22 protein-coding genes are annotated in these 23,649 nt (G+C 59.2%); 14 read left to right on the top strand and 8 right to left on the bottom strand.

What is annotated here, in order from left to right; genetic code table 11:
• Positions 1–77: 77 nt before the first annotated feature.
• Both G5253_RS17380 and G5253_RS17375 read left to right on the top strand, forming a co-directional pair.
• Complete coding sequence (locus G5253_RS17380) at positions 78–2,099, top strand: alpha-glucosidase (RefSeq protein ID WP_266134805.1); 2,022 nt, start codon at positions 78–80, stop codon at positions 2,097–2,099.
• Between the two features lie 96 nt (positions 2,100–2,195).
• Entirely contained in the window at positions 2,196–2,615 is a 420-nt protein-coding gene (locus tag G5253_RS17375) for a GNAT family N-acetyltransferase (protein ID WP_227342647.1), read from the top strand.
• A gap of 145 nt (positions 2,616–2,760) precedes the next feature.
• On the opposite strand, the gene G5253_RS17370 is transcribed toward G5253_RS17375, so the two are convergent.
• Complete coding sequence (locus G5253_RS17370) at positions 2,761–3,792, bottom strand: LacI family DNA-binding transcriptional regulator (RefSeq protein ID WP_266134806.1); 1,032 nt, start codon at positions 3,790–3,792, stop codon at positions 2,761–2,763.
• A gap of 468 nt (positions 3,793–4,260) precedes the next feature.
• Positions 4,261–4,986 carry a DUF2982 domain-containing protein gene (locus G5253_RS17365; protein ID WP_266134807.1) on the bottom strand — a complete coding sequence of 242 codons (726 nt, stop codon included), beginning with the start codon at positions 4,984–4,986 and terminating at the stop codon, positions 4,261–4,263.
• 214 nt (positions 4,987–5,200) lie between these two features.
• On the opposite strand from G5253_RS17365, the gene recR reads away from it, so the two are divergent.
• Both recR and htpG read left to right on the top strand, forming a co-directional pair.
• Positions 5,201–5,803: a recombination mediator RecR gene (gene recR / locus G5253_RS17360; protein WP_019444931.1), complete on the top strand. Its 603-nt coding sequence runs from the start codon at positions 5,201–5,203 to the stop codon at positions 5,801–5,803.
• 176 nt (positions 5,804–5,979) lie between these two features.
• Positions 5,980–7,893, top strand: coding sequence for a molecular chaperone HtpG (htpG, locus tag G5253_RS17355; protein ID WP_266134808.1), 1,914 nt, complete (start codon positions 5,980–5,982; stop codon positions 7,891–7,893).
• A 104-nt stretch (positions 7,894–7,997) separates the two neighbouring features.
• Here htpG and G5253_RS17350 read toward each other — a convergent pair whose 3' ends face one another.
• The 6 genes from G5253_RS17350 to pspF all read right to left on the bottom strand — a co-directional run bounded on the left by G5253_RS17350 (position 7,998) and on the right by pspF (position 14,439).
• Positions 7,998–8,783, bottom strand: coding sequence for an ATP-binding cassette domain-containing protein (locus G5253_RS17350; protein WP_033114706.1), 786 nt, complete (start codon positions 8,781–8,783; stop codon positions 7,998–8,000).
• A 34-nt stretch (positions 8,784–8,817) separates the two neighbouring features.
• A complete protein-coding gene (locus G5253_RS17345) occupies positions 8,818–9,816 on the bottom strand; it encodes an oligopeptide/dipeptide ABC transporter ATP-binding protein (RefSeq protein ID WP_005333679.1) in 999 nt (332 codons plus the stop codon).
• Entirely contained in the window at positions 9,816–10,709 is an 894-nt protein-coding gene (locus G5253_RS17340; protein ID WP_266134809.1) for an ABC transporter permease subunit, read from the bottom strand. Before G5253_RS17340 ends, G5253_RS17345 begins: the two co-directional genes overlap by 1 nt.
• 35 nt (positions 10,710–10,744) lie before the next feature.
• Positions 10,745–11,704, bottom strand: a complete 960-nt coding sequence (locus G5253_RS17335) for an ABC transporter permease (RefSeq protein WP_005333676.1) — start codon at positions 11,702–11,704, stop codon at positions 10,745–10,747.
• 2 nt (positions 11,705–11,706) lie between these two features.
• Positions 11,707–13,302 carry an ABC transporter substrate-binding protein SapA gene (gene sapA / locus G5253_RS17330; protein WP_040069341.1) on the bottom strand — a complete coding sequence of 532 codons (1,596 nt, stop codon included), beginning with the start codon at positions 13,300–13,302 and terminating at the stop codon, positions 11,707–11,709.
• 108 nt (positions 13,303–13,410) lie between these two features.
• A complete protein-coding gene (pspF, locus tag G5253_RS17325; protein ID WP_005333674.1) occupies positions 13,411–14,439 on the bottom strand; it encodes a phage shock protein operon transcriptional activator in 1,029 nt (342 codons plus the stop codon).
• A gap of 196 nt (positions 14,440–14,635) precedes the next feature.
• Between pspF and pspA the strand changes: the two genes are divergently transcribed.
• From pspA to G5253_RS17275, 10 genes are all read left to right on the top strand, one after another.
• Positions 14,636–15,322 carry a phage shock protein PspA gene (gene pspA, locus G5253_RS17320; protein WP_005361184.1) on the top strand — a complete coding sequence of 229 codons (687 nt, stop codon included), beginning with the start codon at positions 14,636–14,638 and terminating at the stop codon, positions 15,320–15,322.
• A 3-nt stretch (positions 15,323–15,325) separates the two neighbouring features.
• The gene (gene pspB / locus G5253_RS17315; protein WP_005333672.1) at positions 15,326–15,562 is read left to right on the top strand and encodes an envelope stress response membrane protein PspB; all 237 of its coding nucleotides are present in this window, start codon (positions 15,326–15,328) and stop codon (positions 15,560–15,562) included.
• A 106-nt stretch (positions 15,563–15,668) separates the two neighbouring features.
• The gene (gene pspC, locus G5253_RS17310; RefSeq protein WP_181223959.1) at positions 15,669–16,073 is read left to right on the top strand and encodes an envelope stress response membrane protein PspC; all 405 of its coding nucleotides are present in this window, start codon (positions 15,669–15,671) and stop codon (positions 16,071–16,073) included.
• A gap of 102 nt (positions 16,074–16,175) precedes the next feature.
• Complete coding sequence (locus G5253_RS17305) at positions 16,176–17,582, top strand: YcjX family protein (RefSeq protein WP_266134810.1); 1,407 nt, start codon at positions 16,176–16,178, stop codon at positions 17,580–17,582.
• A gap of 53 nt (positions 17,583–17,635) precedes the next feature.
• The gene (locus tag G5253_RS17300; RefSeq protein ID WP_139429589.1) at positions 17,636–18,667 is read left to right on the top strand and encodes a YcjF family protein; all 1,032 of its coding nucleotides are present in this window, start codon (positions 17,636–17,638) and stop codon (positions 18,665–18,667) included.
• A 190-nt stretch (positions 18,668–18,857) separates the two neighbouring features.
• A complete protein-coding gene (locus tag G5253_RS17295; protein ID WP_266134811.1) occupies positions 18,858–19,781 on the top strand; it encodes a LysR family transcriptional regulator in 924 nt (307 codons plus the stop codon).
• Between the two features lie 197 nt (positions 19,782–19,978).
• Positions 19,979–21,124 (top strand): ABC transporter substrate-binding protein, encoded by a 1,146-nt coding sequence (locus G5253_RS17290; RefSeq protein ID WP_019444922.1) that lies wholly within the window; start codon positions 19,979–19,981, stop codon positions 21,122–21,124.
• Between the two features lie 143 nt (positions 21,125–21,267).
• Positions 21,268–22,281: an ABC transporter ATP-binding protein gene (locus tag G5253_RS17285; protein WP_139708577.1), complete on the top strand. Its 1,014-nt coding sequence runs from the start codon at positions 21,268–21,270 to the stop codon at positions 22,279–22,281.
• A complete protein-coding gene (locus G5253_RS17280; RefSeq protein ID WP_266134812.1) occupies positions 22,278–23,246 on the top strand; it encodes an ABC transporter permease in 969 nt (322 codons plus the stop codon). Before G5253_RS17285 ends, G5253_RS17280 begins: the two co-directional genes overlap by 4 nt.
• A gap of 35 nt (positions 23,247–23,281) precedes the next feature.
• A partial coding sequence (locus G5253_RS17275; RefSeq protein WP_421203853.1) for an ABC transporter permease occupies positions 23,282–23,649 on the top strand: 368 nt, incomplete at its 3' end.

Raw genomic sequence — 23,649 nt, 5'->3', positions numbered from 1 at the left:
GATTGAAATGAAATCGTAGCGCTATTATTGTGTTTGCGAGCAAGCGGGGATGGCCCGACTAAACAGGAGCTTATGCAATGCAACTCGAATTTTCGTCACAGGCGTTAACGATTCAGCACCAGCAGCAGTTGTTATTTTCTCATCAAGCGGATGCCCCAGCGTTTTATATAGGCAAGGGCCGGGAAAAAATGGAAATTTATCGCGGCAACTTTGACATCGAAGACTACATCGAGTCTCGCGTCGCATTGACTCATATCGAACAGGTTGACAACAACCTGTTCGTTTTTGCCCCGAATGCCTTGACCCCGGCTTTGCTACAGGTGGCTGTGGTGTGTGATGGCGATGATGTGATGCTTTATCCGACCATACTGGACGAGGCATATAACCGCTTTTGGGTCAGATTGCCGGCCGAACGTAAAGAGCATGTCTGGGGTTGTGGCGAGCAGATGTCCTATTTTGATTTGCGTGGCCGTCACTTTCCGTTGTGGACCTCAGAGCCCGGTGTTGGTCGCCATCCCCACAGCGAGATCAAATGGAAAGCCGATGTGATGGGCAAAGCCGGTGGGGATTACTACCACACCAACTATCCGCAACCCACGTTTGTCTCCTCTCGTAAATACAGCTGCCATATCGACACCACCGCTTATGCCGATTTCGATTTTCGTCACGAAGGGTTTCATGAGCTGCAAGTGTGGGCGATCCCGCAGGCCATCGAGTTGCGCACCGCAGAGAGCTATCTGGGCATTATCGAAAAACTGTCCGCCCGGTTTGGCCGCCAGCCCAGGTTGCCTGAGTGGGTTTACAAGGGGGCGATCCTTGGTCTGAAGGGGGGAGAGGTCAATACCTTCAGTCGTCTGGAAAACGCCCTTGACCATGGTATCAAGGTTTCGGGTTTGTGGAGTGAAGACTGGTGCGGCTTGCGGGTCACCTCGTTTGGCAAGCGCCTGTTCTGGGACTGGGATTGGCAGCACCATCAGGATCGCTACCCCAATCTGCCCGCCAGGATCAAGGAGCTCAATGACCAGGGCATCGAGTTCATGGCCTACGTCAACCCCTACCTGTGTGAAGATGGCAAGCTGTTTCCGATCGCCAAAGAGCTCGGCTATATGGCGCTGGACAAGGATGGTCAAGTTGCGCTGGTCGACTTTGGCGAATTCTATTGCGGCTGTATCGACTTTACCAATCCAGACGCCATGGCCTGGTTCCGTGATACCGTGCTGCGTAAAAACATGCTGGACATGGGGATCAAGGGGTGGATGGCTGACTTTGGCGAGTACCTGCCGACCGATAACATCTACCTGCACAACGGTGTCGATGCCAAGCTGATGCACAATGCCTGGCCGACTCTGTGGGCCCAGTGCAACGCAGAAGCGATCGCGATGAACGGCCAAACCGGTGATGCCCTTTTCTTTATGCGAGCCGGTTACACTGGGGTGCAGCAATACTGCCCGCTACTGTGGGCAGGCGATCAATGTGTCGATTTCAGCCGTCACGACGGTCTGGTCACGGTGATCTCGGGGGCGCTCTCCTCCGGTATGTTGGGGAACGCGTATCACCACTCGGATATCGGTGGCTACACCTCACTGTTTGGCAACCGTCGAACCAAGGAGCTGTTTGACCGCTGGGTTGAAATGGCTGCCTTTACCCCAGTCATGCGTACCCACGAAGGTAACCGCCCTGATGAGAACTTCCAGTTTGACCAGGATGGCAGCACGTTGGCGCATTTTGCCCGGATGACCCGAGTTTATTGCCACCTGACTCCTTACTTACGTAGCCTGGTGGATGAAGCGGCTGAGAAAGGGTATCCGGTTCAACGTGCCATGATGCTGCATTTTGAACATGATCCCGAGGTCTACGTCATACAGGATCAATACCTCTATGGGTCAGAGTTGCTGGTGGCACCGGTTCACCAAGGGGATGTGCGTGAGTGGACAACTTACCTGCCTGCAGGTGAGCAGTGGACGCATGTCTGGAGCGGCCAGCGCTTTACAGGGGGCCAGCGGGTCACTCTGCCTGCACCGATTGGCCAGCCCCCGGTGTTCTATCGTGCCAAAAGTCCCTGGGCTTCGCTGTTTGCCGAGCTAAAGGATCTGGCGTAAATCGCACCGGCGTTCGCTATAGAGGATGCGACCCGGATAACCCATGGCCGTGACAATGTTCACGGCCATTATGTTTCAACAGAGGAGCAGAGCAGCATGATTGACACTCTTGACGTTGTGCAAAACCCCAGCCAGGACGACATAGATTTTTTACGAGACAACCTGATCAAAACCAATCGTGAGTTTGTCGGTGAACAGATACGTCGCCCACTTGCCATCTTCTATCAGGATGAGCAGCAACGTCGTGCCGGAGGATGCAGCGGCCATACCTACGGCAACTGGCTCTATATCGAGTATCTGTGGGTGGCCCGCAGTCTGCGGGGGCGCGGTGTAGGAGGCCGGTTATTGGCAGCAATGGAGCAGGCTGCCCTAGAGCGCGGCTGCCGTTTTTCACAGCTCGATACTTTTAGTTTTCAAGCAAAGCCTTTTTACCAAGCGAGGGGTTATTCCGTCGTGATGACGTTGGAAAAGTGCCCGGTGTTTCATCAGCGATATTACTTAACCAAAACCTTGTAGCGCTGGCAGTGACTGGTGCCCTGCTTAAAAATATCTGACGCAATGGATAGTGTTCTGGTAGATACATGGGGGGCATTTATCTTTATGGGCTATTTATCAAGGCCATGGTTTTGTGATGGTTCATGGTGTGACTATATTGGCTTGGTCACAAAACAAACCGGGTACTCTGTCTGGGGATCAAGTCAAATCCTGCATCAATGATCTCGCCTTTATAATCGGGATCGCGAGCCATCCGCAACATCATAGATGCAGCTTGGCTGGCAACAGAGTGAATATTGATATTGATACTGGACAAGGTCACGGGGGCCAGATAGCCGCTGCCTGGAAAATCGCCAAACCCGATGATAGATAGTTGCTCTGGTACCGGGATATTGCGTGCAATCGCCTCCATCAGCAATGCAGTACCAATGGTATCGTTTGATGCAAAAATGCCGTCGAGTTTGCGCTCTTTGAGCAGTGTCTTGATGAGTAGTTCGCGTGCGGCGGGGTAAATATTGTCGCTGTAAGGGATTTCGACCAACAAGGGATCCATACCCGCCGTCTCAAGTGCCTGGCAAAAGCCGCTGTAGCGGCTCTGCGCACGCACGTCATCGTTAAAACGGGTCGTGAAATAGGCAATTTTATGGCAGCCGGAGCGTATCAGGTAAGATGCGGCATCGTAACCCACCTGAAAATGATCTATACCGACCTGCGCGACAAACGGACTGGCTTCACCGATTTGCCATGCTTGAACCACAGGCACCGCACTGTGCTCCAGCATACGAATCGTAGTATCACTGTGCTTCGCGCCAGTGAGGGTTATGGCGGCAGGAGACCATTGTAAAATGGAGCGGATCTGCTGCTCCTCTTTTTCCATTGAGTGATCATGAGATGCGATATAGAGCTGAAAACCTGCATCACTCACGATATGTTCAATCTGCTGGACAAAGGTACTAAAGGTAATATTGGAAATGGAAGGAACGATAATTGCCATTGCCGAGCTTCGCCCGGCAGTAAACTGACTGGCAATTTTGTTGTGCACATAACCCAATTCATCAATGGCACGCTGAATTTTATGGCCGGTATTGGCTTTTACCTTGTCTGGATGACGTACATAAAGTGAGACTGTCGAGGGGGACACCTTGGCCAAGGCCGCGACATCATCAAGCTTGACGGTTTGTTTGCTTCTCGAGGACACGTGTTCTGCTTCCTGATTGGTTTTACTCGGCTCGACATCCTTCGTTATCTGAGGGAAAAGCCATCCAATAATCTCCCGACATGTATTTAAGTGTATAAAAAATAAGGCTTAAATAAAAGTGATGATTCGCTGTAGGAGGTGCGTCGGCAATTCGGGTTACTTGTATGGTAATTAGATTTTGGTTAGCCATTACAAATAAAAACGTGTTGCCAAGAGCGCTTGAGCGTTTTGGCATCCAATGTCGAAAAATGAGCCTCTTTAACTGCCATGACCCATGGCAGTTAACTGTTCAAATAAACACCGCACCACATGGTGAAGGGTGGTTACTTCAGGGTATGAGTATTTAGTGTTATGGGAATCGGTAGTTCTCATCAGCACTCTCTGCAATCGTCTAATGGGTGTTACAACCGCGTTGGATAGCTCACCGTTCAGTGCCTGGGACGTAGCGACAACCACTTGGCAGGGGGGTTATTGAGCGTGTGGCTCTGATGAAGGTAGTGGAGAGACGATCGCCTCCTGCCTGTATTGGCGCAGCAGTTTGAGGAAATCATCCGGTTCCCGATCCAGGCTGCCTACCGGGATCAACAGGTCATAACCGAGCAAGTGGCGCATGCGAATCATCCGTTGAGCCAGCATGGCCAATGCGCCATCGTAGTGCAGCCCTTGCGGGGAGCAAAAGTGACTCTCCTCCAGCCAGTCGATGCCTTGTAAGGGGTCATTTGTATGCACTGGCTGCCCATGGAGCTGCTCATTATGCAGGGCATGCAGCAACACAGGGCGCTGCTCTGTCAACAGATGCACGGCCAGTCTGGGAGTGATCAGTGTCAGAAACTCGTCATACTGTTTTATCTTGAAACCGATATAGGGCAGGGGCTGGAGATCCCAACCAACATGGATTCTGGGTTGATCGATACGCTGGATGTTGTGCCACTTCAGTGCCCAGCCGCCATATTTGTGGTGATAGTGGAGGGAGTGCTGGCATAGGGATAGGCTGATCGGGGGCTCATTGAGCTTGAACCAGCCTATCAAGGTTATCATCATGCCACTCAGTAGCAACAATATATAGGCCGGGAGCACCGGGCCTTCCACAAGCAACCAGAGTAGTAATAGCATCAGGCTGGTGATGAGCCCCCCGGCCCAGATCAGGGTCAGCCCGTTTCGGCGGACCAGAGGCTTTATATGTTGTGTCTCCATTTAACCTCCTTGTCCTGATGAGGGGGGCGATCTTTTATGACACCACCCGTTTGTCTTTGACCAAGTATAAGCGCCGCGTTTTTGCGCTGGCCAGCAAAGCAAATGGCAGTCATGGGCCGGCTCGGGTATAGTCCTGCGCCAATTGCGTTATCCTGTTTTGCTGACCCGTCGTGGCCCTGGTGGTGGCGAGGGGCAGGCCTGTGTAAGGAGTGTTATGAAGTTCAGTCCCCTGCTCGATGAGATGATGAAAGCCCTGCAGGTATTGCCGGGGGTGGGGCCCAAGTCTGCCCAGCGGATGGCCTTTACCCTGCTCGAGCGTGAGCGCAGCGGCGGCTTGCGGTTGGCCCAACTGCTCTCTCGCGCCCTGACCGAGATTGGCCACTGCAGCCACTGCCGCACCTTTACCGAGAACGATCGCTGCGATATTTGCGCCAATCCCAAGCGGGAAGAGAACGGTCTGCTCTGCGTGGTGGAGAGCCCGGCGGACGTGGCCGCCATCGAGCAGACCGGCCAGTTCTCCGGCCGCTACTTCGTGCTGATGGGCCACCTCTCGCCGCTGGACGGCATAGGCCCGGAGGAGCTGGGACTCGATATTCTCGAGCGCCGCCTGAAGGAAGAGCACATCAGCGAACTGATCCTCGCCACCAATCCCACCATCGAGGGGGATGCTACCGCCTGGTATATCGCTGATATGGCCCGTGCTGCCGGGGTAGAGGTGAGCCGCATCGCCCACGGGGTGCCGGTGGGGGGCGAGTTGGAGCTGGTGGATGGCACCACGCTCTCCCACTCCCTGATGGGGCGCCAACGCTTGAAATAGCAAGGCGAAAGCCAGTTTCCCCGCATTAATAGTGGTCGCGCTGGGTAAGAAATAGCCGTTTGAGCGGATTTAAAGGGGCGAGTGAGCGGGATTGCACACTCGCCCCTTGATATTTGATTGGCTGTCCCCATCTAGGTTGGGCATATGTTCAACCCGATGTTTCTGAGGATTGGTCCATGACCCAAAGTGTTCATGCCGAAACCCACGGCTTTCAGACTGAAGTCAAACAACTGCTGAGCCTGATGGCTCACAGCCTCTACTCCAACAAAGAAGTATTCCTGCGCGAGCTGATCTCCAACGCATCCGATGCGGCGGACAAGCTGCGCTTCAAGGCGCTTTCCGATGCCTCTTTGTTCGAAAACGACGGCCAGTTGCGTGTGCGTCTGGTGGTGGACAAAGAGAAGCGTACCCTGACCATCTCCGATAACGGGATCGGTATGACCCGTGATCAGGTGATTGAGCACCTGGGGACTATCGCCAAGTCCGGCACCGCAGAATTCTTCAAAAACCTCTCCGGCGATCAGGGTAAGGATTCCCAGCTGATCGGTCAGTTCGGGGTCGGTTTCTACTCCGCCTTTATCGTGGCCGACAAGGTGACCGTGGTCTCCCGCGCCGCCGGCACCGCGCCGGAGCAGGGCGTACAGTGGGAATCGGAAGGGGAAGGCTCCTTCACCGTGGCTGACGTGACCAAAGAGGGTCGCGGTACCGATGTTATCCTGCACCTGCGTGCCGAAGAGGACGAGTTCCTCGACGACTGGCGTCTGCGCTCCGTGGTGAGCAAATACTCCGACCACATCAGCGTGCCGGTGGAAATGTACAAAGAGGGTACCCCGGATCGGGAAGAGGATGGTGAGACCATCGTCGGCACCCCGGGCGAGTGGGAGCAGGTCAACCGCGCGACTGCACTGTGGACCCGTAACCCGAAAGATATCAAGGACGAGGAGTATCAGGAGTTCTACAAGCACGTCGCCCACGACTTTGAAGACCCGCTTCTGTGGGGTCACAACCGGGTGGAAGGGGCGCAGGAGTATACCAGCCTGCTCTACGTACCGGCCCGCGCACCGTTTGACCTCTATAACCGCGAGCAGAAGCACGGTCTGAAGCTCTACGTACAGCGCGTCTTTATCATGGACGACGCTGAGCAGTTTATGCCGACCTACCTGCGCTTTGTCAAAGGGGTGCTGGACTCCAACGATCTGCCGCTCAACGTTAGCCGTGAAATCCTGCAGGACAACAAGGTGACCGCCTCCCTGCGCAAAGCTTGCTCCAAGCGCGTCCTGACCATGCTCTCCAAGCTGGCGAAAGACGATGCCGAGAAGTACGCCAAGTTCTGGAAAGAGTTCGGTAACGTGCTCAAAGAGGGCCCGGCCGAGGATTACGCCAACCGCGAAGAGATCGCGAAGCTCCTGCGCTTTGCCAGCACCGCTGGCGAGGGCGAAGCCCAGACAGTCTCTCTCGAGGATTACGTTGGCCGCATGAGGGAAGGTCAGCAGAAGATTTACTACATCACCGCCGACTCCTATGCCGCTGCCAAGAACAGCCCGCATCTCGAGATCTTCCGCAAGAAGGGTGTCGAAGTGCTGCTGATGTGGGAGCGAGTGGACGAGTGGCTGATGAGCCACCTGACCGAGTTCGACGGCAAGCAGCTCATCTCCGTCACCCGTGGCGAACTGGATCTCGGCGATCTGGAAGATGAAGCCTCCAAGCAGGCGCAGGAAGAGGCCGAAAAAGCTAACGCCGGTCTGGTGGAGCGGGTCAAGAAGAGCCTGGGCGATGCAGTGAAAGAGGTGCGTGTCACTCACCGTCTGACCGATTCACCCTCTTGCATCGTCACTGACGCCTACGGTATGAGCACCCAGATGATCAAGCTCATGCGTGCGGCCGGCCAGCCGGTACCGGAGCAGAAGTACATTCTGGAGCTCAACCCTGACCATGCGCTGGTGAAGAAACTCGACACCATTGAAGACGAGGCTCTGTTCGGTGAGTGGGTCACCCTGCTGCACGAACAGGCCCAGCTGGCCGAGCAGGGAGGGCTGAACGATCCGGCGAGCTTCGTCTCCCGTATCAACCGTCTGCTGCTGCAAGCCTAAGCAGCAACGCCGGTAACAGAAAGCCCACTGCATGCAGTGGGCTTTTTTGATCTCGCCGAGTGAGCTCGGCGAAACACAGCGGCAAGGGAGCGGCCAGCGCCTCTCTATTTGCGGTATTCGTTGTTGTAGTTCTGGATGAGACGGCGGGTCACCTCGTGCTGGGGATCGGCAAACACCTTGAGGGTCTTGCCGCGCTCCACCACCCGTCCTTCATGCATTACCAGCACCTCGTCGCTGATATGGCTGACGATGCCCAAATCGTTGGCCACCAGCACATAGCTCAGCCCCATGGTCTCCTGCATCTCCAGCAGCAGGTTTATGATCTGGGAGCGTACCGAGATATCCAGAGTGGTGAGTGCTTCGTCGGCCACCACGATTTTGGGGTTGAGGATCAGCGCCCGGGCCAGTGCGACCCGCTGCTGCTGACCGGAGGAGAGCATCTGCGGGTAGAAGAGGGCGTGATCCGGCAGCATCCCCACCATACGCAGGGTCTGTACCACCTTCTCGCGGCGCTCCTCTTCGGTCATCTCGGTGTTGAGACGCAGCGGGGTTTCCAGGATCTGGCCGACCCGGATCTTGCGGTTCAGCGAGGTGTTGGGATCCTGAAAAATCATCCGCAGCAGTTTGCAGCGTGTCTGGTAATCGCCATGCACCATCAGCTGGCCGTCGATGGCGATGTCGCCGCTGGTGGGTTCGATCATGCCAGCCAGAATGCGGGCGAGGGTGCTCTTGCCGGAGCCTGCCTCGCCGACTATGGCGAGGGTCTGGCCCACTTCGAGGTCGAACGAGAGGGGCTTGATCGCCTCCACCGCCTGACGACGGAACAGACCGGTACGGTTCTGGTAGGTTTTGCTAAGGCCTCTGACCTGCAACAGGGACGGCTCGATCACAAGCGGGGCTCCTTCATGGGGGCATTAACGGTCATCATTTTTTCGGCTCCTCCATGTTCAGCGGGAAGTGACAGCTGAACTGATGGCCCTTGATCTTGTTCATCAACGGAGTTTGCACGCACTGCTTCTGGGCGTAGGGGCAGCGCGGCCCCAGACGGCAGCCGATGGGCAGGTGTTGCAGCGGCGGGATGACGCCGGGCAGGGTCTCGAGGCGCGACTTGTGGCGCACCAGCTTGTCAAAGTCGGGGATCGATTTGAGCAGGGCATCGGTATAGGGGTGATGCGGGGTCTCGAGGATCTGCTCCCGGGTGCCCACTTCCACCATCTGGCCGCAGTACATCACGTTGATGGTATCGGTCAGGTTGGCTATGGCGGCGATGTCGTTGCTGATGATCAGGATGGTGGTATTACCCAGCTTGTTCATCTTGTCCAGCAGTCGCAGGATCTGGGAGTGGGTGGTGGACTCCATGGCGCTGGTGGGCTCGTCGGCTACCAGCAGACGCGGCTGGTTGGCAATGGCCATGGCGATCATCACCTTCTGGCACATGCCATCCGACAACTCGTGGGGATAGGCGCGCATCACCTTGCGGTGATCCTTGACGCCTACTCGGTGCAGCAGGGCGATGGCCTTCTTCTTGCGCCACTGGAAGCGCTGCCAGAATTGTCCCTCGAACGAATCGGTCGGGATCGCCTCTTCCAGCTGGGTGCCGATCTCCTCGGAGGGGTCGAGACAGCTGATGGGGTCCTGGAAGATCATGGCGATCTCGCGGCCCATGATGCGCCGGCGCTCCTTGGGGGCCATGGTCAGCAGATCCATGTCGTTGAAGCGCATCCGGTCGGCACGTACCGTCCAGTTGTCCTTCTCGATGCCGACGATCACTTTGGCGATCAGACTCTTGCCGGAGCCGGATTCACCCACCAGACCGCGGATCTCCCCCTCGGTCAGGGTCAGGCTCACCTTGTCCACCGCCTTGACCTTGCCTTGCGGGGTGTCGATCTCGATGGTGAGATTGCGAATGTCGAGCAGCGGCATCAGTCATTCCCCTCTTTGAGTGCTTCGCGAATGCCTTCACCAACTAAATTGGTCACCAGCACGCTGAACAGGATGGCGATGCCGGGCAGGGTGACGGTCCATGGGGCGAGATAGATAAGGTCGCTCGAATCAGCCAGCATGGTGCCCCACTCCGGTTGGGGAGATTGGGCGCCGAGGCCGAGAAAACCGACCGCCGAGATATCGAGAATGGCCGCCGACATGGTGCGGGTGGTCTGGGCCACCAGGGTCTCGACAATGTTGGGCAAAATAGCCAGACGCATGATCCGGAAGGGAGGCGAGCCATCGAGGCGGCTGGCGGTGATGTACTCCTTCTGCATCTCGGCATGTACTGCGTTGTAGGTGGCCCGGATAAAGGGCGGGATCAACGCCAGGGTAATGGCTATCAGGGTATTGCCAAAACCCGGCCCCATGATGGCGACCATGATGATGGCCATCAGCAGGGAGGGGATGGAGAGCAGGGTATCGAGCAGGTGGTGCAGCACGCTCGATTTAAGCCCCTTGCTCATCCCGCCGAGGATACCGATGGCGGAGCCCACCACCATGGCGATCACCACCACGACCAGCGCATAGCCGAAGGTGAGGCGCGCCCCCACCACCAGCCGGGAGAGCATGTCGCGCCCCAGATCGTCGGTGCCGAGGAAGTAGTCGATGTTGCCGGTTGCCGCCCAGGAGGGGGCGAGCAGCAGCTTGTCGGTGTGCTGTTCATCGATGCCGTAGGGGACGACCAGCGGCCCCACCAGCGTGATGAGCAGCAATAGCAAAAAGCACCAGAGCCCTGCCATCGCCAACGGATTGCGGCTGTAGGAGGCCCACGTCTGCTCAAGGGGCGAGAGGATCTTGAGCTCGGGATAGATGTTCGATTTATCTTGCATAGGATACCTGGCTCCTGGTCACGCCATGAGCGCGTTCAATCTTGTTTGGCATACAACTCTTTGCGCCGTGCCGGATAGATAAGGGTGGTCAGCAACTCGGTGCTGACGCTGGTCAGGATCACGAAACTGGCCACTACCAGGGTTGCGCCGCGAATGGCGGCGTAATCCTGCAGGGCGATGCTGCTGATGAGCCAGCGGCCGATCCCGTGCCACTCGAACACCACCTCGGTGATCATGGCGGAGGTGAGTACGCTACCCAGTTGCAGACCCAGCAGCGGCAGTACCGGCGGCAGGGCGTTCTTCAGACCATGGCGCCAGACGATCTGCGCCTTGGAAAGGCCCCGGCTCGCCGCCGCCTTGATGTAGTTCTGCTTCATCACGTCGATGAGGGAGCTGCGCACATGGCGGATCACCTCGGTGGTGGGCACCACCGCCAGCACCAGTGACGGAAGGATCAGGTGGCGCAGGGCATCGTGCAGCGCCGCTTGCCGCCAGGGTTCGTTGCTGAGCAGCACATCGATCACCGCGATGCCCGTGATGGGGGGCACGTCGTAGAGCAGGCTGATCTGCCCGGAGGCTGGCAACCAGCCGAGATCCAGCGAAAAGAGCATTACCACAAGCAGCGCCAGCCAGAACACCGGCACCGCATAGCCGATAAGACCGGCAGTCATGATGGAGAGATCCAGCGTCTTGCCCTGTGACAGGGCCGCCAGGGTGCCGAGAGGAATGCCCACCAGCAGCGAGATGGCGAACGCCGCCAGACAGAGGATCAGGGTCGCCGGGAAGTAGTGACGGATCTCGTCCAGCACCGGCAGCCCGGAGACGCTGGAGAGCCCCAGGTCACCTGCGAAAATGCGGCGCAGGAAGTCGGGATAGCCGCTCCAGAAGCTGAGCTGATGGCCGATCAGCCGATAGTCCAGCAGATAGGCGACAAAGGTCAGCGCCAGCAGAGTGATAAGCAGCAGGTTGATGCGGCGCAAGGTGTATAGAAGCATGCTTACTCCCTGTGAGCCTGGTTGAAGGAGGTGCCGCCAAAGGGCATCAGCGTCAGCCCCTCGATGTCGCTGCGGCTGACCTGGGTACGCAAGGCGTGCGCCAGCGGGATCAGCGGCAGCTGTTCGTTAAGCAGGGTCTGGGCATAGTAGTAGTTACGCAGCCGGAACGAGAGCTGGGGCGTGGTGACCGCATCATCCAGCAACTGATCGAAGGCCGGGCTGCACCAGCGGCTGTAGTTGTTGCCGCGCTCCACTGCCGAGCAGCTCAGCAGCTGGCGGAAGAAGTTGTCCGGATCGGCGTTGTCGGCAATCCAGCCGGAGAGCAGGCTGTCGTACTGCCCCTTGGTGAGGCGGCCTTCGATCACCGGCCACTCCCGTTGCACGATCTTGAGCTTGATCCCGACCTTGGCCAGATCGCTGCGGATCAGCTGGGCGGTCTTGACCGCATCCGGGTTGTAGGGGCGGGCGTCCGGCTGTACCAGCACCTGCATCTCGAACCCTTTCTCCAGACCCGCCTCCTTGAGCAGCTGGCGCGCCCGTTTCAGATCGGGTTTGCGCTCGGGCAGGCTGGGGTTGTACCCCCATGAGAGGGTCGGCAGCAGGCTGTTGGCGGGCAGACCGGTATCGAAATAGACCGCCTGCAGCAGGTTGTCGATATTGATGGCGCTGGCAATGGCCTGCCGCACCTTGACGTTGTTGAACGGCGGCTTGCGGGTATTGAGGGCCAAAAAGGCGACGTTCATCCCCGACTGGACCGAGAGGCTCAGCGCCGGATTTTGCTTGATCACTGAGAGCTGGCTGGCGGAAGGGGTGCTCATCACGTCGCACTCGCCGGTCAGCAGCTTGGCCAGCCGTTTGGCGGATTTGGGGGTGATGTCGTAGACCAGCTGTTCAATCTTGGCATCGCCGCCCCAATAGCCGGGGTGGCGCAGATAGCGGATGAACTCGTTGTGGCGATACTCCTTGAAGCTGAACGGTCCGGTGCCGATGGGGCGGCTATCCAGCAGGGCTGGCGTGCCCGCCTGCAACATCTGCTCGGCGTATTCGGCGGAGAGGATCACCGCATAGTCACTGGCCAGGGTGGCGAGGAAGGAGGCGTTCGGCTGGTTCAGCTCGAATACCACCGTCTGCGGCCCCTTCTTGCTCACCCGCTTGATCAGCAGATCTTGCCCCAGGCTGTAGAAGTAGGGGTAATCGCCGCCGGACACATTGTGATAGGGGTGCTGCTCGTCAAGCTGGCGGGCATAGGTGAAGACCACGTCATCGGCATTGAAAGTGCGGGTGGGCTTGAACCAGGGGGTATGGTGAAACGTCACCCCCTTGCGCAGGGTCAGGGTATAGGTGAGGCCATCCTCGCTGACATGCCAGTTGGTGGCGAGCGCTGGCTCCAGCGCCAGGGTGTTGGGGTTCACCTCCAGCAGGCGGTCGTAGAGCGGACGGGCACTGGCATCCAGTGTCACTCCGGAGTTGGAAACATGGGGATTGAAGGAGAGGGGGGATCCCTCAGCACAATAGATGAGTCCGGTTTTGGAGGCCTCGGGTTGCTTCTGGCAGCCGGTGACCAGCACCAGCATACCCAGCAGCAAGGGTGTGAGCATTCTCATTGTTGAACCATGTTCTTATAGGGGTTTTGTACGCACGTTTTGATACAAATGTGCCAGCGCGAAGGCTGGCGTATTGCTGGAGTCGGCATCAACCGCGCTCCTTCACTCTTGTTCTGCATCGTTATCGCCATCCAGCAGCTGATATTTGCGTAGCATGCCACGGAACTGGTGATAGCTTAAGGCCAGCAGTTGAGCGGCTTTGCGCTGATTATACTGGGATTGCTGCATCGCTTGCTTGAGTAAATTAATCTCGTACTCCGCCACCGCCTGCTTGAGATCGAGCGGCAAGGCGAGGGGGGATGCAGATTGTACCTCGCTTCGGGCCTCTTGCGCAGGTTGCGTGACCTGTGGTCGCCAGGGGGAATCAAACGGGTTGAGCACCAGGGTCGAGAGCGGTAGTTGGGGATTGCCCTGACGATAGATGCTGCGCTCCACCACGTTCTTCAGCTCCCGCACGTTACCCGGCCAGTGGTAATCCAGCAGTAGCTGGGTTGCCTTGCGCGAGAAACCGGCAAAGAGCGGATAGCCCAGCTCCCGGGTCATGCTGTGGGCGAAGTGCTCCGCCAGCATCAGGATATCTTCCCGCCGCTCCCGCAAGGGGGGGAGGGTGATCACATCAAACGCGAGCCGGTCGAGCAGATCGTGGCGAAACTGCCCCTTGTCGGCCAGCGCAGGGAGATCCTCGTTGGTGGCGCAGACCAGCCGCACATCCACCTTAAGGGGCTTGGCCCCACCCACCCGCTCGAACTCGCCATATTCGATGACCCGCAGCAACTTCTCCTGCACCCTGGCGCTGGTGGTGGCCAGCTCGTCGAGGAAGAGGGTGCCGCCATCGGCCCGCTCGAAGCGGCCCTGATGGCGCTTGGCTGCACCGGTAAATGATCCCGCTTCGTGACCGAACAGCTCGGTTTCCAGCAGGCTCTCGCTCAGGGTGGCACAGTTGATGGTGACAAAGCTTTGATCCCAGCGCGCCGAGAGATAATGTAGGCGGTGGGCGATCAGCTCCTTGCCCGTCCCCCGCTCACCGATGATCAGCACGGGTTTGCGCAGCGGGGCGAGCCGTGAGGCCTGCTCAATGATCTCGAGAAATGCGTTGGATTCCCCCAGCAGGCTTTCCGTGGCCGTGGTCATAGTGATCCCTGTCAGTTGTAAAAGCTGGTCAATCTTACCAAAAGTTGGTGATTTTAATCATCACTTGCGCGAGGCATCTTGCAATTCGGCTATTCTGCCCCATATAAATCAACAAGTTAAATTTTGTTCCAGATTGGCACACAAGTTGCCATTGTCAATGGAGAAACAACGCCATGCCAATAACAGGAGTGCAATCATGAGTATTTTTTCCCGTCTGGCCGACATCATCAATTCCAACCTGACGGCCCTGCTCGACAAGGCAGAAGATCCCCAGAAGATGGTGCGCCTGATCATCCAGGAGATGGAGGACGAGCTGGTCAAGGAGCGTTCCAATCTGGCCCGCTTCCTCGCCAGCCAGAAAGAGATTGGTCGTCAGGTCGCCCGTCATCAGGAGCGGGTCGACGAGTGGCAAGCCAAGGCCGAGCTAGCCCTGACCAAGGGACGTGAAGATCTGGCCCGCGCCGCCCTTATCGAGAAGAAGAAACAGACCGAGTTGTCAGAGACCCTCTACCGCGAGCAGCAGGCGGTCGACAGCGGTATCGAGAAGCTGGGTGAGGAGATCCGCCAGCTCGAAGCCAAGCTGGAAGATGCCCGCGCCCGTCAAAAGGCGATGGCCATTCGCACCGAAGCGGCCAGCAGCCGTCTCAATGTGCAGAGCCAGGTAGCCCGTGGCGAGAGCCAGGCGGTGGTGAGCAAGTTTGAGCGGATGGAGCGTCGCATCGACGAAATGGAAGCGCGCGCCGATCTGGGACAGTCCGACAAGGCGCTGGCGCAGCAGTTTGCCGAGCTGGAAGTGGACGATCAGATAAGCCGCGAGCTGGAAGCGATGCGCCAGAAGCTGGGCCAGGGCGACAGCAAAAGCGAAGGCAAACAGGGGGAGTAACAGATGGAAGATCTGCTGGGCGTATTGATGGTTCCCATGGTGGTCTTCATGGTGGTGGTAGCCCCCATCTGGCTGGTGCTGCACTATCGTGCCAAGGGGCGGATTGGCGCCGGTCTTGCTGATAGCGAGCGGGAACAGCTGCAAGGGCTGCTGGCTCGCACTGAGAAGATGCAGGAGCGAGTGGGTGCGCTGGAGTCGATCCTGGATGCCGAGGTCCCTGGTTGGAGAAACAAGGTATGACAGTTTTCAATGAGAGATGCCATGACCGTGGCGGAAAGCCGGAGCGGGTCGGCACAGTATTGGAGTCGATTCTGGATGCGGAAGTACCCGGTTGGAGGAACAAGGTATGAGCAGTGTCAGTCGTGAAGGGCGTAACCTCTATCGTGATCCCCAGCGTGGCAAGATAGCCGGGATTTGTGCCGGTTTGGCTGAGTATTTCGGGGTGGAGACCTGGATCGTGCGGCTGCTCGCCATCAGTGGCCTTATCTTCGCCGGTTTCATTACCTTCACCGCCTATGTCGCAGCCTGGTTCTTGCTCGACAAAAAGCCGGTCACCCTCTACTCGCAAGAGGATGCCGACTTTGCCGAGGTGCGGATGAAGGCGCGCAGCTGGCAGGCGGGGATCACCCCTCATCAGGCGCTGGGTCGTATCGCGCAGGAACTTGACGCGCTGGAGCCCAGAGTTCAGCGGATCGAGAAGCTGGTGACCTCCAGGGAGTTCACCCTGCAGCGGGAATTTCGCAAGCTGTAGTGCTTGCCAAAGCACTCAATGTCGATGGTGGAATCTTCTGTGATGATCCACCATCGACACCAGCTATCCAGATGCAACCACCAAGGGAGAACGGGTCAAGCTTTGATACTCAATAAACTGGAACAGAAGTTGACTCGCCTGCAACACAAGGCGAACGACGTGGTGAACCGGGTGCGGGATCGCCATATTCGGCTGGCGGTGACCGGCCTCTCTCGCAGCGGCAAAACCGCCTTTATCACGGCGCTGGTTAACCAGCTGGAACACGCGGCCATCGATGGCCGTTTGCCGTTGTGGGATGCCCTGCGTCAAGGGCGCATCCTCGGCGCCCGCCGGGTGCCGCAGCTCAATGCCCACATCCCCACCTTTGCCTACGAGCGTGGCCTCGACTCCCTGTTTGGCGATCCACCTGCCTGGCCCGAACCCACCCGCGGGGTGGCCGAAGTGCGCCTCGAAATCCGTTATCGCACCCGTCATCCCCTGCGCAAGCATCTGGGGGAGATCTCCACCCTCTACGTGGATCTGGTGGACTACCCCGGGGAGTGGCTGCTCGACTTGCCGCTCCTTGAGATGAGCTACGAGCAGTGGAGCGAACAGGTGCGCGAGCAGCTTCGTCGCCCAGAGCTGCAGGCACTTGCCGCCAGCTGGCTGACACCCGGGTGGCAGGTCGATCAGCGCTTCGAAGAGCGGCCGGTGGCTGAGCTTGCCGAGCGCTACACCGCCTATCTGCATGCCTGCAAACAGGAGCTGGGATTGCACCTTATTCAACCCGGCCGCTTCGTCTTGCCGGGGGAGTATGCCGGTGCCCCCATGCTGCAATTTGTCCCCTGGGTGTGGGAGATGCCTGTCGGCGAGCCCGCCGATGGCACTCTTTACGCCACTCTCAAGCAGCGCTTCGAGCAGTACAAGCAGCATCTGGTGCAGGGTTTTTATGAGCAGCACTTTGCCGGCTTTGATCGCCAGATCGTGCTGGTGGATTGCCTGCAGCCGCTTAACGCCGGGGCGGCCAGCTTTGGCGACATGCAGCAGGCCATCGCCCGCATCATGGAGAGCTTTGCTTACGGCAAGAGCAACTGGTGGCGGCGGCTCTTTTCGCCCCGTATCGACAAGCTGCTGTTTGTGGCGAGCAAGGCCGATCACGTCACCCCCGAACAGCATGCGCCCATGGTCTCCCTGCTGCAGCATCTGGTACGCAGCGGTCGCGGTCAGGCTCGTTTTGAGGGGATCACCACCGAGTGTCTGGCGCTCGCCGCCATCAAGGCGACGGAAGTGGGCAAGGGGGTGGCCAATGGCCGCGAGTTCCCTGCCATCCGTGGCACCAGTCTGAGCGGTGAGCCGCTGCTGCTGTTCCCGGGTGAAGTGCCGCCTCATATTCCCCCCGCACAGTGGTGGAACAGTCAGGGTTTTGATTTTCAGGCGTTTCGTCCCATGCCCATGAGCGCCCATCAGGCGCTGCCCCATATCCGGCTCGATGCAGCGCTGGAGTTTCTGCTCGGGGATCACCTCGAATAACGGTGTGCGGTCTTGGCACCTGAGCCGAAGGCTGCGCACAGGAGAACAATGCGATGAACGATCAGATAAAAGAGCGGCCACCGCTGCAGGGCAAGGTGATCCTTGAGCCTGCCTTGACGGTGGCCAGTGACGAGCGACCGCCCGCACCGGCTCAGCGGCTGGAGGAGGCAAGTTTCGAACGCCTCGATGAGCTGGACGAGTTCACCGAGGTGGAGAGCGCCCTCGTCATTAAACCGCGTCGCCGTCATCGGCTACTGGCGTGGGGGCTGGGGGCGGTCGGTTTGCTCTCGTTGGGCCAATATGGCGCCTTCCTTTACGATCAATTCCTCACCACCCCGCTCTGGGGGAGCGCCTGGCTGGCAGCCTCGGCGTTGGTGGCGGCGGGAACCGCCAGCGTGGTGGGGCGCGAGTGGCTGCGGCTGCGCACCCTCAAGCGGCGTCAGGATGTGCGCTCGCGAGCAGAAGATCTGCTTGCTCATCAGGGAGTCGGGCAGGGGCAGGCCTTTTGCGAAGGGTTGGCGGTCAAAAGTGGCGACAAGGGGCGCGAAGGGTATCAAACCTGGCTGGCCCAGCTCGACGAGAGCCACAGCGATCGGGAAGTGCTGACCCTCTATAGCCAGCTGGTGCTCGCCGAGCGCGACAAGCTGGCACAGGCGCGGGTGGCCAAATGGTCGGGGGAGGCCGCCGTGCTGGTGGCGCTGAGCCCGCTCGCTACCGTCGACATGATGCTGATGCTGTGGCGCAACCTGCGGATGATCGAGGATATCGCCGATGTCTACGCCATCGAACTTGGCTACTGGAGCCGCATACGTCTGATCCGTCAGGTGTTTCGCAACATGCTCTACGCCGGTGCCACCGAGCTGGTGACCGAGGTTGGGATGGACTTGCTGGGCGCCGAGTTTGCCGCCAAGCTCTCTGCCCGCGCGGCGCAAGGGGTGGGGGCCGGGCTGCTCACTGCTCGCCTTGGCCTGCGTACTATAGAGGCGTGCCGCCCGCTGCCCTGGTGTGCGGACGAGAAACCCAAACTCGGCGAGCTGCGCAAGCGGCTGATCGGCCAGCTGGCGGGGTACCTCAACAAATCCTGATAGCCCTGTCTGCAGCTTGCTGCGATGATCCATGCCTCTGTCGTGCTCGCCAAGCCACAGGGGCATGGTTTTAATCGGCAGATCATTGAGTTGGCAGCAGTGCCTGGTTTTGGCGAGGCGCCCGTTTACGGTTAAGCTGGCAGTCAATCTTACCAATCACACTCATCGTACCAATCGGCAAGGATGCCCGATGAACTTTACCTTTCGCCAGATCCGTTATTTTGTGGCCGTGGCCGACAGCTTTTCAGTGAGCCGTGCCGCAGCCGAGCTTCATATCTCCCAGTCGGCGGTCACCAGCGCCATTCGCGAGCTGGAGACCGAGCTCGGCGCCCCGCTATTCGAGCGCAATCCGCGCGGCGTCACCCTCACCACTCAGGGGCACCAGTTTTTGCTCCACGCCCGCCGCATTCTCGGCGCCATGACCGAGGCGAGCCACTCCCTCAAAGCAGTAGCCCAGCAGGATCAGGGACGGCTCACTATCGGTGTGACCACCTTGGTGGCGGGTTACTACCTCTCAGAGGCGCTTGGCCGCTTTCGCCGCGCCTTTCCGGCGGTACAGATCGAGGTGAAGGAGGATGAACAGCCCTTCCTTGAGCACCAGATCGTCAACGGCGAGGTGGATGTGGGGATCCTGATGACCAACCGCACCATCCGGCAAGAGGCGTTTGATACCGAATTGCTGACCCGTTCGCCGCTGCGGCTCTGGCTGGCCGCCAACCACCCGCTCTGCGCCGAGTCGACCCTCTCGCTCACCGCGCTAGGGGAGGAGCCGATGATCTCGCTGACCGCCGATCAGCTCGATCAGATCATCGGTGGCGGCCTGCGTCGCTACGGCATCTCCCCCCGTATCGTGCTGCGCACCGCATCGGTGGAGGCTGTGCGCAGTCTGGTGGCGAGCCAGCTCGGGGTCGCCCTGTTGCCCGATTTTGCCTATCGCCCCTGGTCGCTGGAGCAGGAGCGGGTCGAGGCGCGCCCCATTAAGGAGCCCATTCCCGCCATCGATATCGGGCTGGTGTGGCGCCGTGGTTCTCGGCTGGATTGGACGGCGCGGGAATTTATCGATATTGCGCGGGATCAGAGCCGGTTGCGGGCCCGTCAGGCGCTCCATCGCTAGCCATCTCTTGCGGGGTAGCCACCAAAAATCAGATTCATCTGCACTCGATATCGATTTAGCTGATACCTGAGCCACCAAAAATTGAAATATTCATCGTATTGCCACTCCCCTAAGCTCATTGCTGGTTAACAGGATGTTAACGCCCATGGTGGCGTTCCTTCACCTGATGCAAGTCAACACAATGCAAGGAGTGCATGATGAAATTGACCCCTCTGATGCTGGCTCTTGTTCCGGCGCTGCTGGCAGGCCAGACCCAGGCTGCCCCGACCGAGCTCGGCAAGGGTGAAGGCCAGCTCAATATCGTGGCCTGGGCTGGCTACGTTGAGCGTGGCGAGACCGACAAGAACTACGACTGGGTGACCGGATTCGAGAAAGAGACCGGCTGCAAGGTGAGCGTCAAGACGGCGGCCACCTCGGACGAGATGGTGGCCTTGATGAACGAGGGGGGCTTCGATCTGGTGACCGCCTCCGGCGATGCCAGTCTGCGTCTGATTGCCGGTGGCAAGGTGCAGGCGCTCAATCTGGCGCTCATCCCGAGCTACAGCAAGATTGATCCCCGGCTGCAAAATGCCCCCTGGCACACTGTGGATGGCAAGCACTACGGCGTGCCCTACCAGTGGGGCGGCAATATCCTGATGTACAACACCAAGGTGTTCCCCAAGGCACCGGACTCCTGGAACGTGGTGTTCGAGGAGCAGACTCTGGCGGATGGCAAATCCAACAAGGGGCGGGTGCAGGCCTTTGACGGCCCGATCCACATCGCCGATGCCGCCCTCTATCTGATGACCCATCAGCCTGCCCTGGGCATCAAGGATCCTTACGAGCTGAACGAGGATCAGTACAAGGCCTCCCTCGATCTGCTGCGCAAGCAGCGCCAGCTGGTGGGACGCTACTGGCATGATGCTTTCGTTCAAATCGATGACTTCAAGAACGAAGGGGTGGTCGCGTCAGGCTCCTGGCCGTTCCAGGCCAACGCCCTGATCGCCGACAAGCAACCTATCGCCACCACTGTGCCCAAAGAGGGCGTCACCGGTTGGGCCGATACCAGCATGGTGCACAGCGATGCCAAGAACCTCACCTGCGCTTACAAGTGGCTGGAGCACTCCCTGAGCAACAAGTTGCAGGGAGATCTCGCCGCCTGGTTTGGTTCGGTGCCTGTGGTACCTGCCGCCTGTGAGGGCAATGCCCTGCTGGGCCCTACCGGGTGCAAAACCAACGGTATCGACAACTTCGATCGGGTTCGTTTCTGGCGCACTCCGGTCTCCCAGTGCAAGAGCCAGGGAACTTGCGTGCCCTATTACCGCTGGGTTTCCGACTATATCGCCATTCTGGGCGGCCGCTAAGGCGGGGTGATCAAGGTGGTCGGAACCGCTGCCACCTTGCCAACGGCAGGGGAGCTGCGCCTCCTCTGCACGACTGCCGAGAGCGGATAATCAAGCGGGCCGGACAGGAGTCCGGCCCATCCCAGCACAGACAAGGATGCCCCATGAACGCCGTACAATTTGACCGGGTCAGCCGCCACTATGGCGAGGTGAAGGCGGTCGATGACATCTCTTTCCAGATCCCCTCCGGGGAATTCTTTACCCTGCTGGGGCCGAGCGGTTCCGGCAAGACCACTTGCCTGCGGATGATCGCGGGCTTCGAGTACCCGAGCGACGGGGAGATCCGCCTGTTTGGCGAACCCTGCTCCACCGTGCCGCCCTATGATCGCAACCTCAACACCGTGTTTCAGGACTATGCCCTGTTTCCCAACATGGATGTGCGCGACAACATCGGCTATGGCCTGATGCTCAAGGGGGTCGCCAAGGCGGAGCGTTACCGCAAGGTGGATGAGATGCTGGAGCTGGTGCGACTGCCCGGGGTCGGCAAGCGCCGCCCAAGCCAGCTCTCCGGCGGCCAGCGCCAGCGCATCGCCATCGCCCGAGCCCTCATCAACCAGCCACGCATCCTGCTGCTGGATGAGCCGTTGGGGGCCCTCGATCTCAAGCTGCGCGAGCAGATGCAGCTTGAGCTCAAGGCGCTGCAACGCCAGCTTGGCATCACCTTTATCTTCGTTACCCACGATCAGCAGGAGGCGCTCTCCATGAGCGACCGGATCTGCATCTTCAGTCAGGGCAAGATCGAGCAGATCGCTGCGCCCGATACCATCTACGACGCTCCGGCGACGCCGTTTGTGGCCCGCTTCGTCGGTACCGTCAATCTGTTCGAAGGGGAGCAGGCCAGACGGCTGTGCGGTGACGGCAGCCAGATGATGGTGCGCCCGGAGCGGATCCGGCTCGCTGAGGCGGGCACGCCGGGCTGGTCGGGGGAGATCCGCGAGGTGGAGTATCTGGGTCCCTTCGTCCGTTATCGGGTTGATCTCGGGGAGCAGCTCGAGATCATCGTCAACCACCCCAATGAGGGGCAGGCCCGTCTGGCCCGTGGCAGCAGGGTCAGCCTCAGCTGGCCGGAGCAGGCCATCCATCGCCTGAGCGGCGCCCATCAGGGGGCGCAGCCATGAGTGCCCCTCACAGTGCGAGTCTTGCCATGAACCATCAGCCCGAACCTGCCCGTTTCAGGCCGCTGCGGCGCCTCTCGACCCTGCTCTATGGTCGGCCCGGCCTGCTGCTGGCGATCCTGCTGGGGCCGCCGCTGCTGTGGCTCGGCATCATCTATGTCGGCTCCTTGCTGATGCTGCTCTCCAACTCCTTGTTCGGGCTGGACGAGTTCAGCGGTCAGGTGCGCCACGAGCTGGGGCTGCAAAACTTCGTCGCCCTGCTACGGCCGGAGAATCTGGATGTGATCGGCCGCACCGTCGGCATGTCGCTGCTGGTGACCCTGGCCTGCGCCCTGCTCGGTTTTCCGGTTGCCTACTACATGGCGCGCTACACCAGTGGCAAGACCCGGGCGCTGTTCTATGTGGGGATCATGCTGCCGCTCTGGTCCAGCTATCTGGTGCGGGTCTACGCCTGGAAGCTGATCTTGGCCAAGGAGGGGGTAGTGAGCTGGCTGGCCGACACCATGGGGTTGGAGTGGCTGCTCGATGCCATCCTCTCCCTGCCGGTGATCGGTGGCCCGTCGCTCTCCTTCTCGCGGCTCGGCACCTTTATCGTGTTCGTCTATGTCTGGCTGCCCTTCATGATCCTGCCCATTCAGGCGGCGGTGGAGCGTATTCCGCGATCCCTCTTGGAGGCGAGCAGCGATCTGGGGGCGACACCCGCCCAGACCTTTCGCAACCTGATCCTGCCGCTGGCGTTGCCCGGTGTGGTGGCGGGCTCCATTTTCACCTTCTCGCTGACCCTAGGTGATTACATCATCCCCGGCATCATCGGCAACTCGACCATGTATATCGGTCAGGTGGTCTACATGCAGCAGGGGACGGCGGGCAACTTGCCCTTTGCCGCCGCCTTCTCGCTGGTGCCGATCCTTATCATCGCCATCTATCTGGCGATTGCGAAACGACTGGGGGCTTTTGATGCGCTTTGACCATCTCGCTCTGAACCGGCAGCAAGGAGGCCTTCATGTCAGCTAGCTCAGTGAGCAGTCAGGGAGAGCGCCCTTCGGGTCTGCTCAAGTACGCCGCCATCGGTGGCCTTCTGTTCCTGCACTTTCCCATTCTGTTTATCTTCCTCTACGCCTTCACCAGCGAGAGCAAGAGTTACCAGTTTCCGCCCCCCGGGCTCACCCTCAAATGGTTCGAGGTGACCCTCAATCGCCCCGATGTGTGGCGTGCTATCCAGTTGTCGCTGGAGGTAGCGGGGCTGGCGACGCTGGCAGCCATGATCCTCGGCACCTTGGCGGCAGGGGCCATTGCCCGCAGCCGCTTCTTCGGTCAGGAGGTGGTGTCGCTGTTGCTGGTGCTGCCCATCGCGCTGCCCGGTATCGTCAC

The organism is Aeromonas sp. 602658, assembly GCF_049173005.1.
GTDB lineage: Bacteria > Pseudomonadota > Gammaproteobacteria > Enterobacterales > Aeromonadaceae > Aeromonas > Aeromonas veronii_A.
The sequence above is the reverse complement of the archived record's forward strand: the minus strand, read 5'-3'. Positions and strand labels throughout refer to the sequence as shown.

Excerpts from the sequence above, each read along its gene's own strand:
- pspB (WP_005333672.1), top strand. The coding sequence starts at position 15,326 with ATGGAAGATCTGCTGGGCGTATTGATGGTTCCCATGGTGGTCTTCATG.
- G5253_RS17345 (WP_005333679.1), bottom strand. The coding sequence starts at position 9,816 with ATGCCGCTGCTCGACATTCGCAATCTCACCATCGAGATCGACACCCCG.
- htpG (WP_266134808.1), top strand. The coding sequence starts at position 5,980 with ATGACCCAAAGTGTTCATGCCGAAACCCACGGCTTTCAGACTGAAGTC.
- G5253_RS17290 (WP_019444922.1), top strand. The coding sequence starts at position 19,979 with ATGAAATTGACCCCTCTGATGCTGGCTCTTGTTCCGGCGCTGCTGGCA.
- G5253_RS17380 (WP_266134805.1), top strand. The coding sequence starts at position 78 with ATGCAACTCGAATTTTCGTCACAGGCGTTAACGATTCAGCACCAGCAG.
- pspF (WP_005333674.1), bottom strand. The coding sequence starts at position 14,439 with ATGACCACGGCCACGGAAAGCCTGCTGGGGGAATCCAACGCATTTCTC.
- G5253_RS17335 (WP_005333676.1), bottom strand. The coding sequence starts at position 11,704 with ATGCTTCTATACACCTTGCGCCGCATCAACCTGCTGCTTATCACTCTG.
- G5253_RS17280 (WP_266134812.1), top strand. The coding sequence starts at position 22,278 with ATGAGTGCCCCTCACAGTGCGAGTCTTGCCATGAACCATCAGCCCGAA.
- pspA (WP_005361184.1), top strand. The coding sequence starts at position 14,636 with ATGAGTATTTTTTCCCGTCTGGCCGACATCATCAATTCCAACCTGACG.
- G5253_RS17300 (WP_139429589.1), top strand. The coding sequence starts at position 17,636 with ATGAACGATCAGATAAAAGAGCGGCCACCGCTGCAGGGCAAGGTGATC.
- recR (WP_019444931.1), top strand. The coding sequence starts at position 5,201 with ATGAAGTTCAGTCCCCTGCTCGATGAGATGATGAAAGCCCTGCAGGTA.
- G5253_RS17340 (WP_266134809.1), bottom strand. The coding sequence starts at position 10,709 with ATGCAAGATAAATCGAACATCTATCCCGAGCTCAAGATCCTCTCGCCC.
- G5253_RS17295 (WP_266134811.1), top strand. The coding sequence starts at position 18,858 with ATGAACTTTACCTTTCGCCAGATCCGTTATTTTGTGGCCGTGGCCGAC.
- G5253_RS17285 (WP_139708577.1), top strand. The coding sequence starts at position 21,268 with ATGAACGCCGTACAATTTGACCGGGTCAGCCGCCACTATGGCGAGGTG.
- G5253_RS17375 (WP_227342647.1), top strand. The coding sequence starts at position 2,196 with ATGATTGACACTCTTGACGTTGTGCAAAACCCCAGCCAGGACGACATA.
- pspC (WP_181223959.1), top strand. The coding sequence starts at position 15,669 with ATGAGCAGTGTCAGTCGTGAAGGGCGTAACCTCTATCGTGATCCCCAG.
- sapA (WP_040069341.1), bottom strand. The coding sequence starts at position 13,302 with ATGCTCACACCCTTGCTGCTGGGTATGCTGGTGCTGGTCACCGGCTGC.
- G5253_RS17365 (WP_266134807.1), bottom strand. The coding sequence starts at position 4,986 with ATGGAGACACAACATATAAAGCCTCTGGTCCGCCGAAACGGGCTGACC.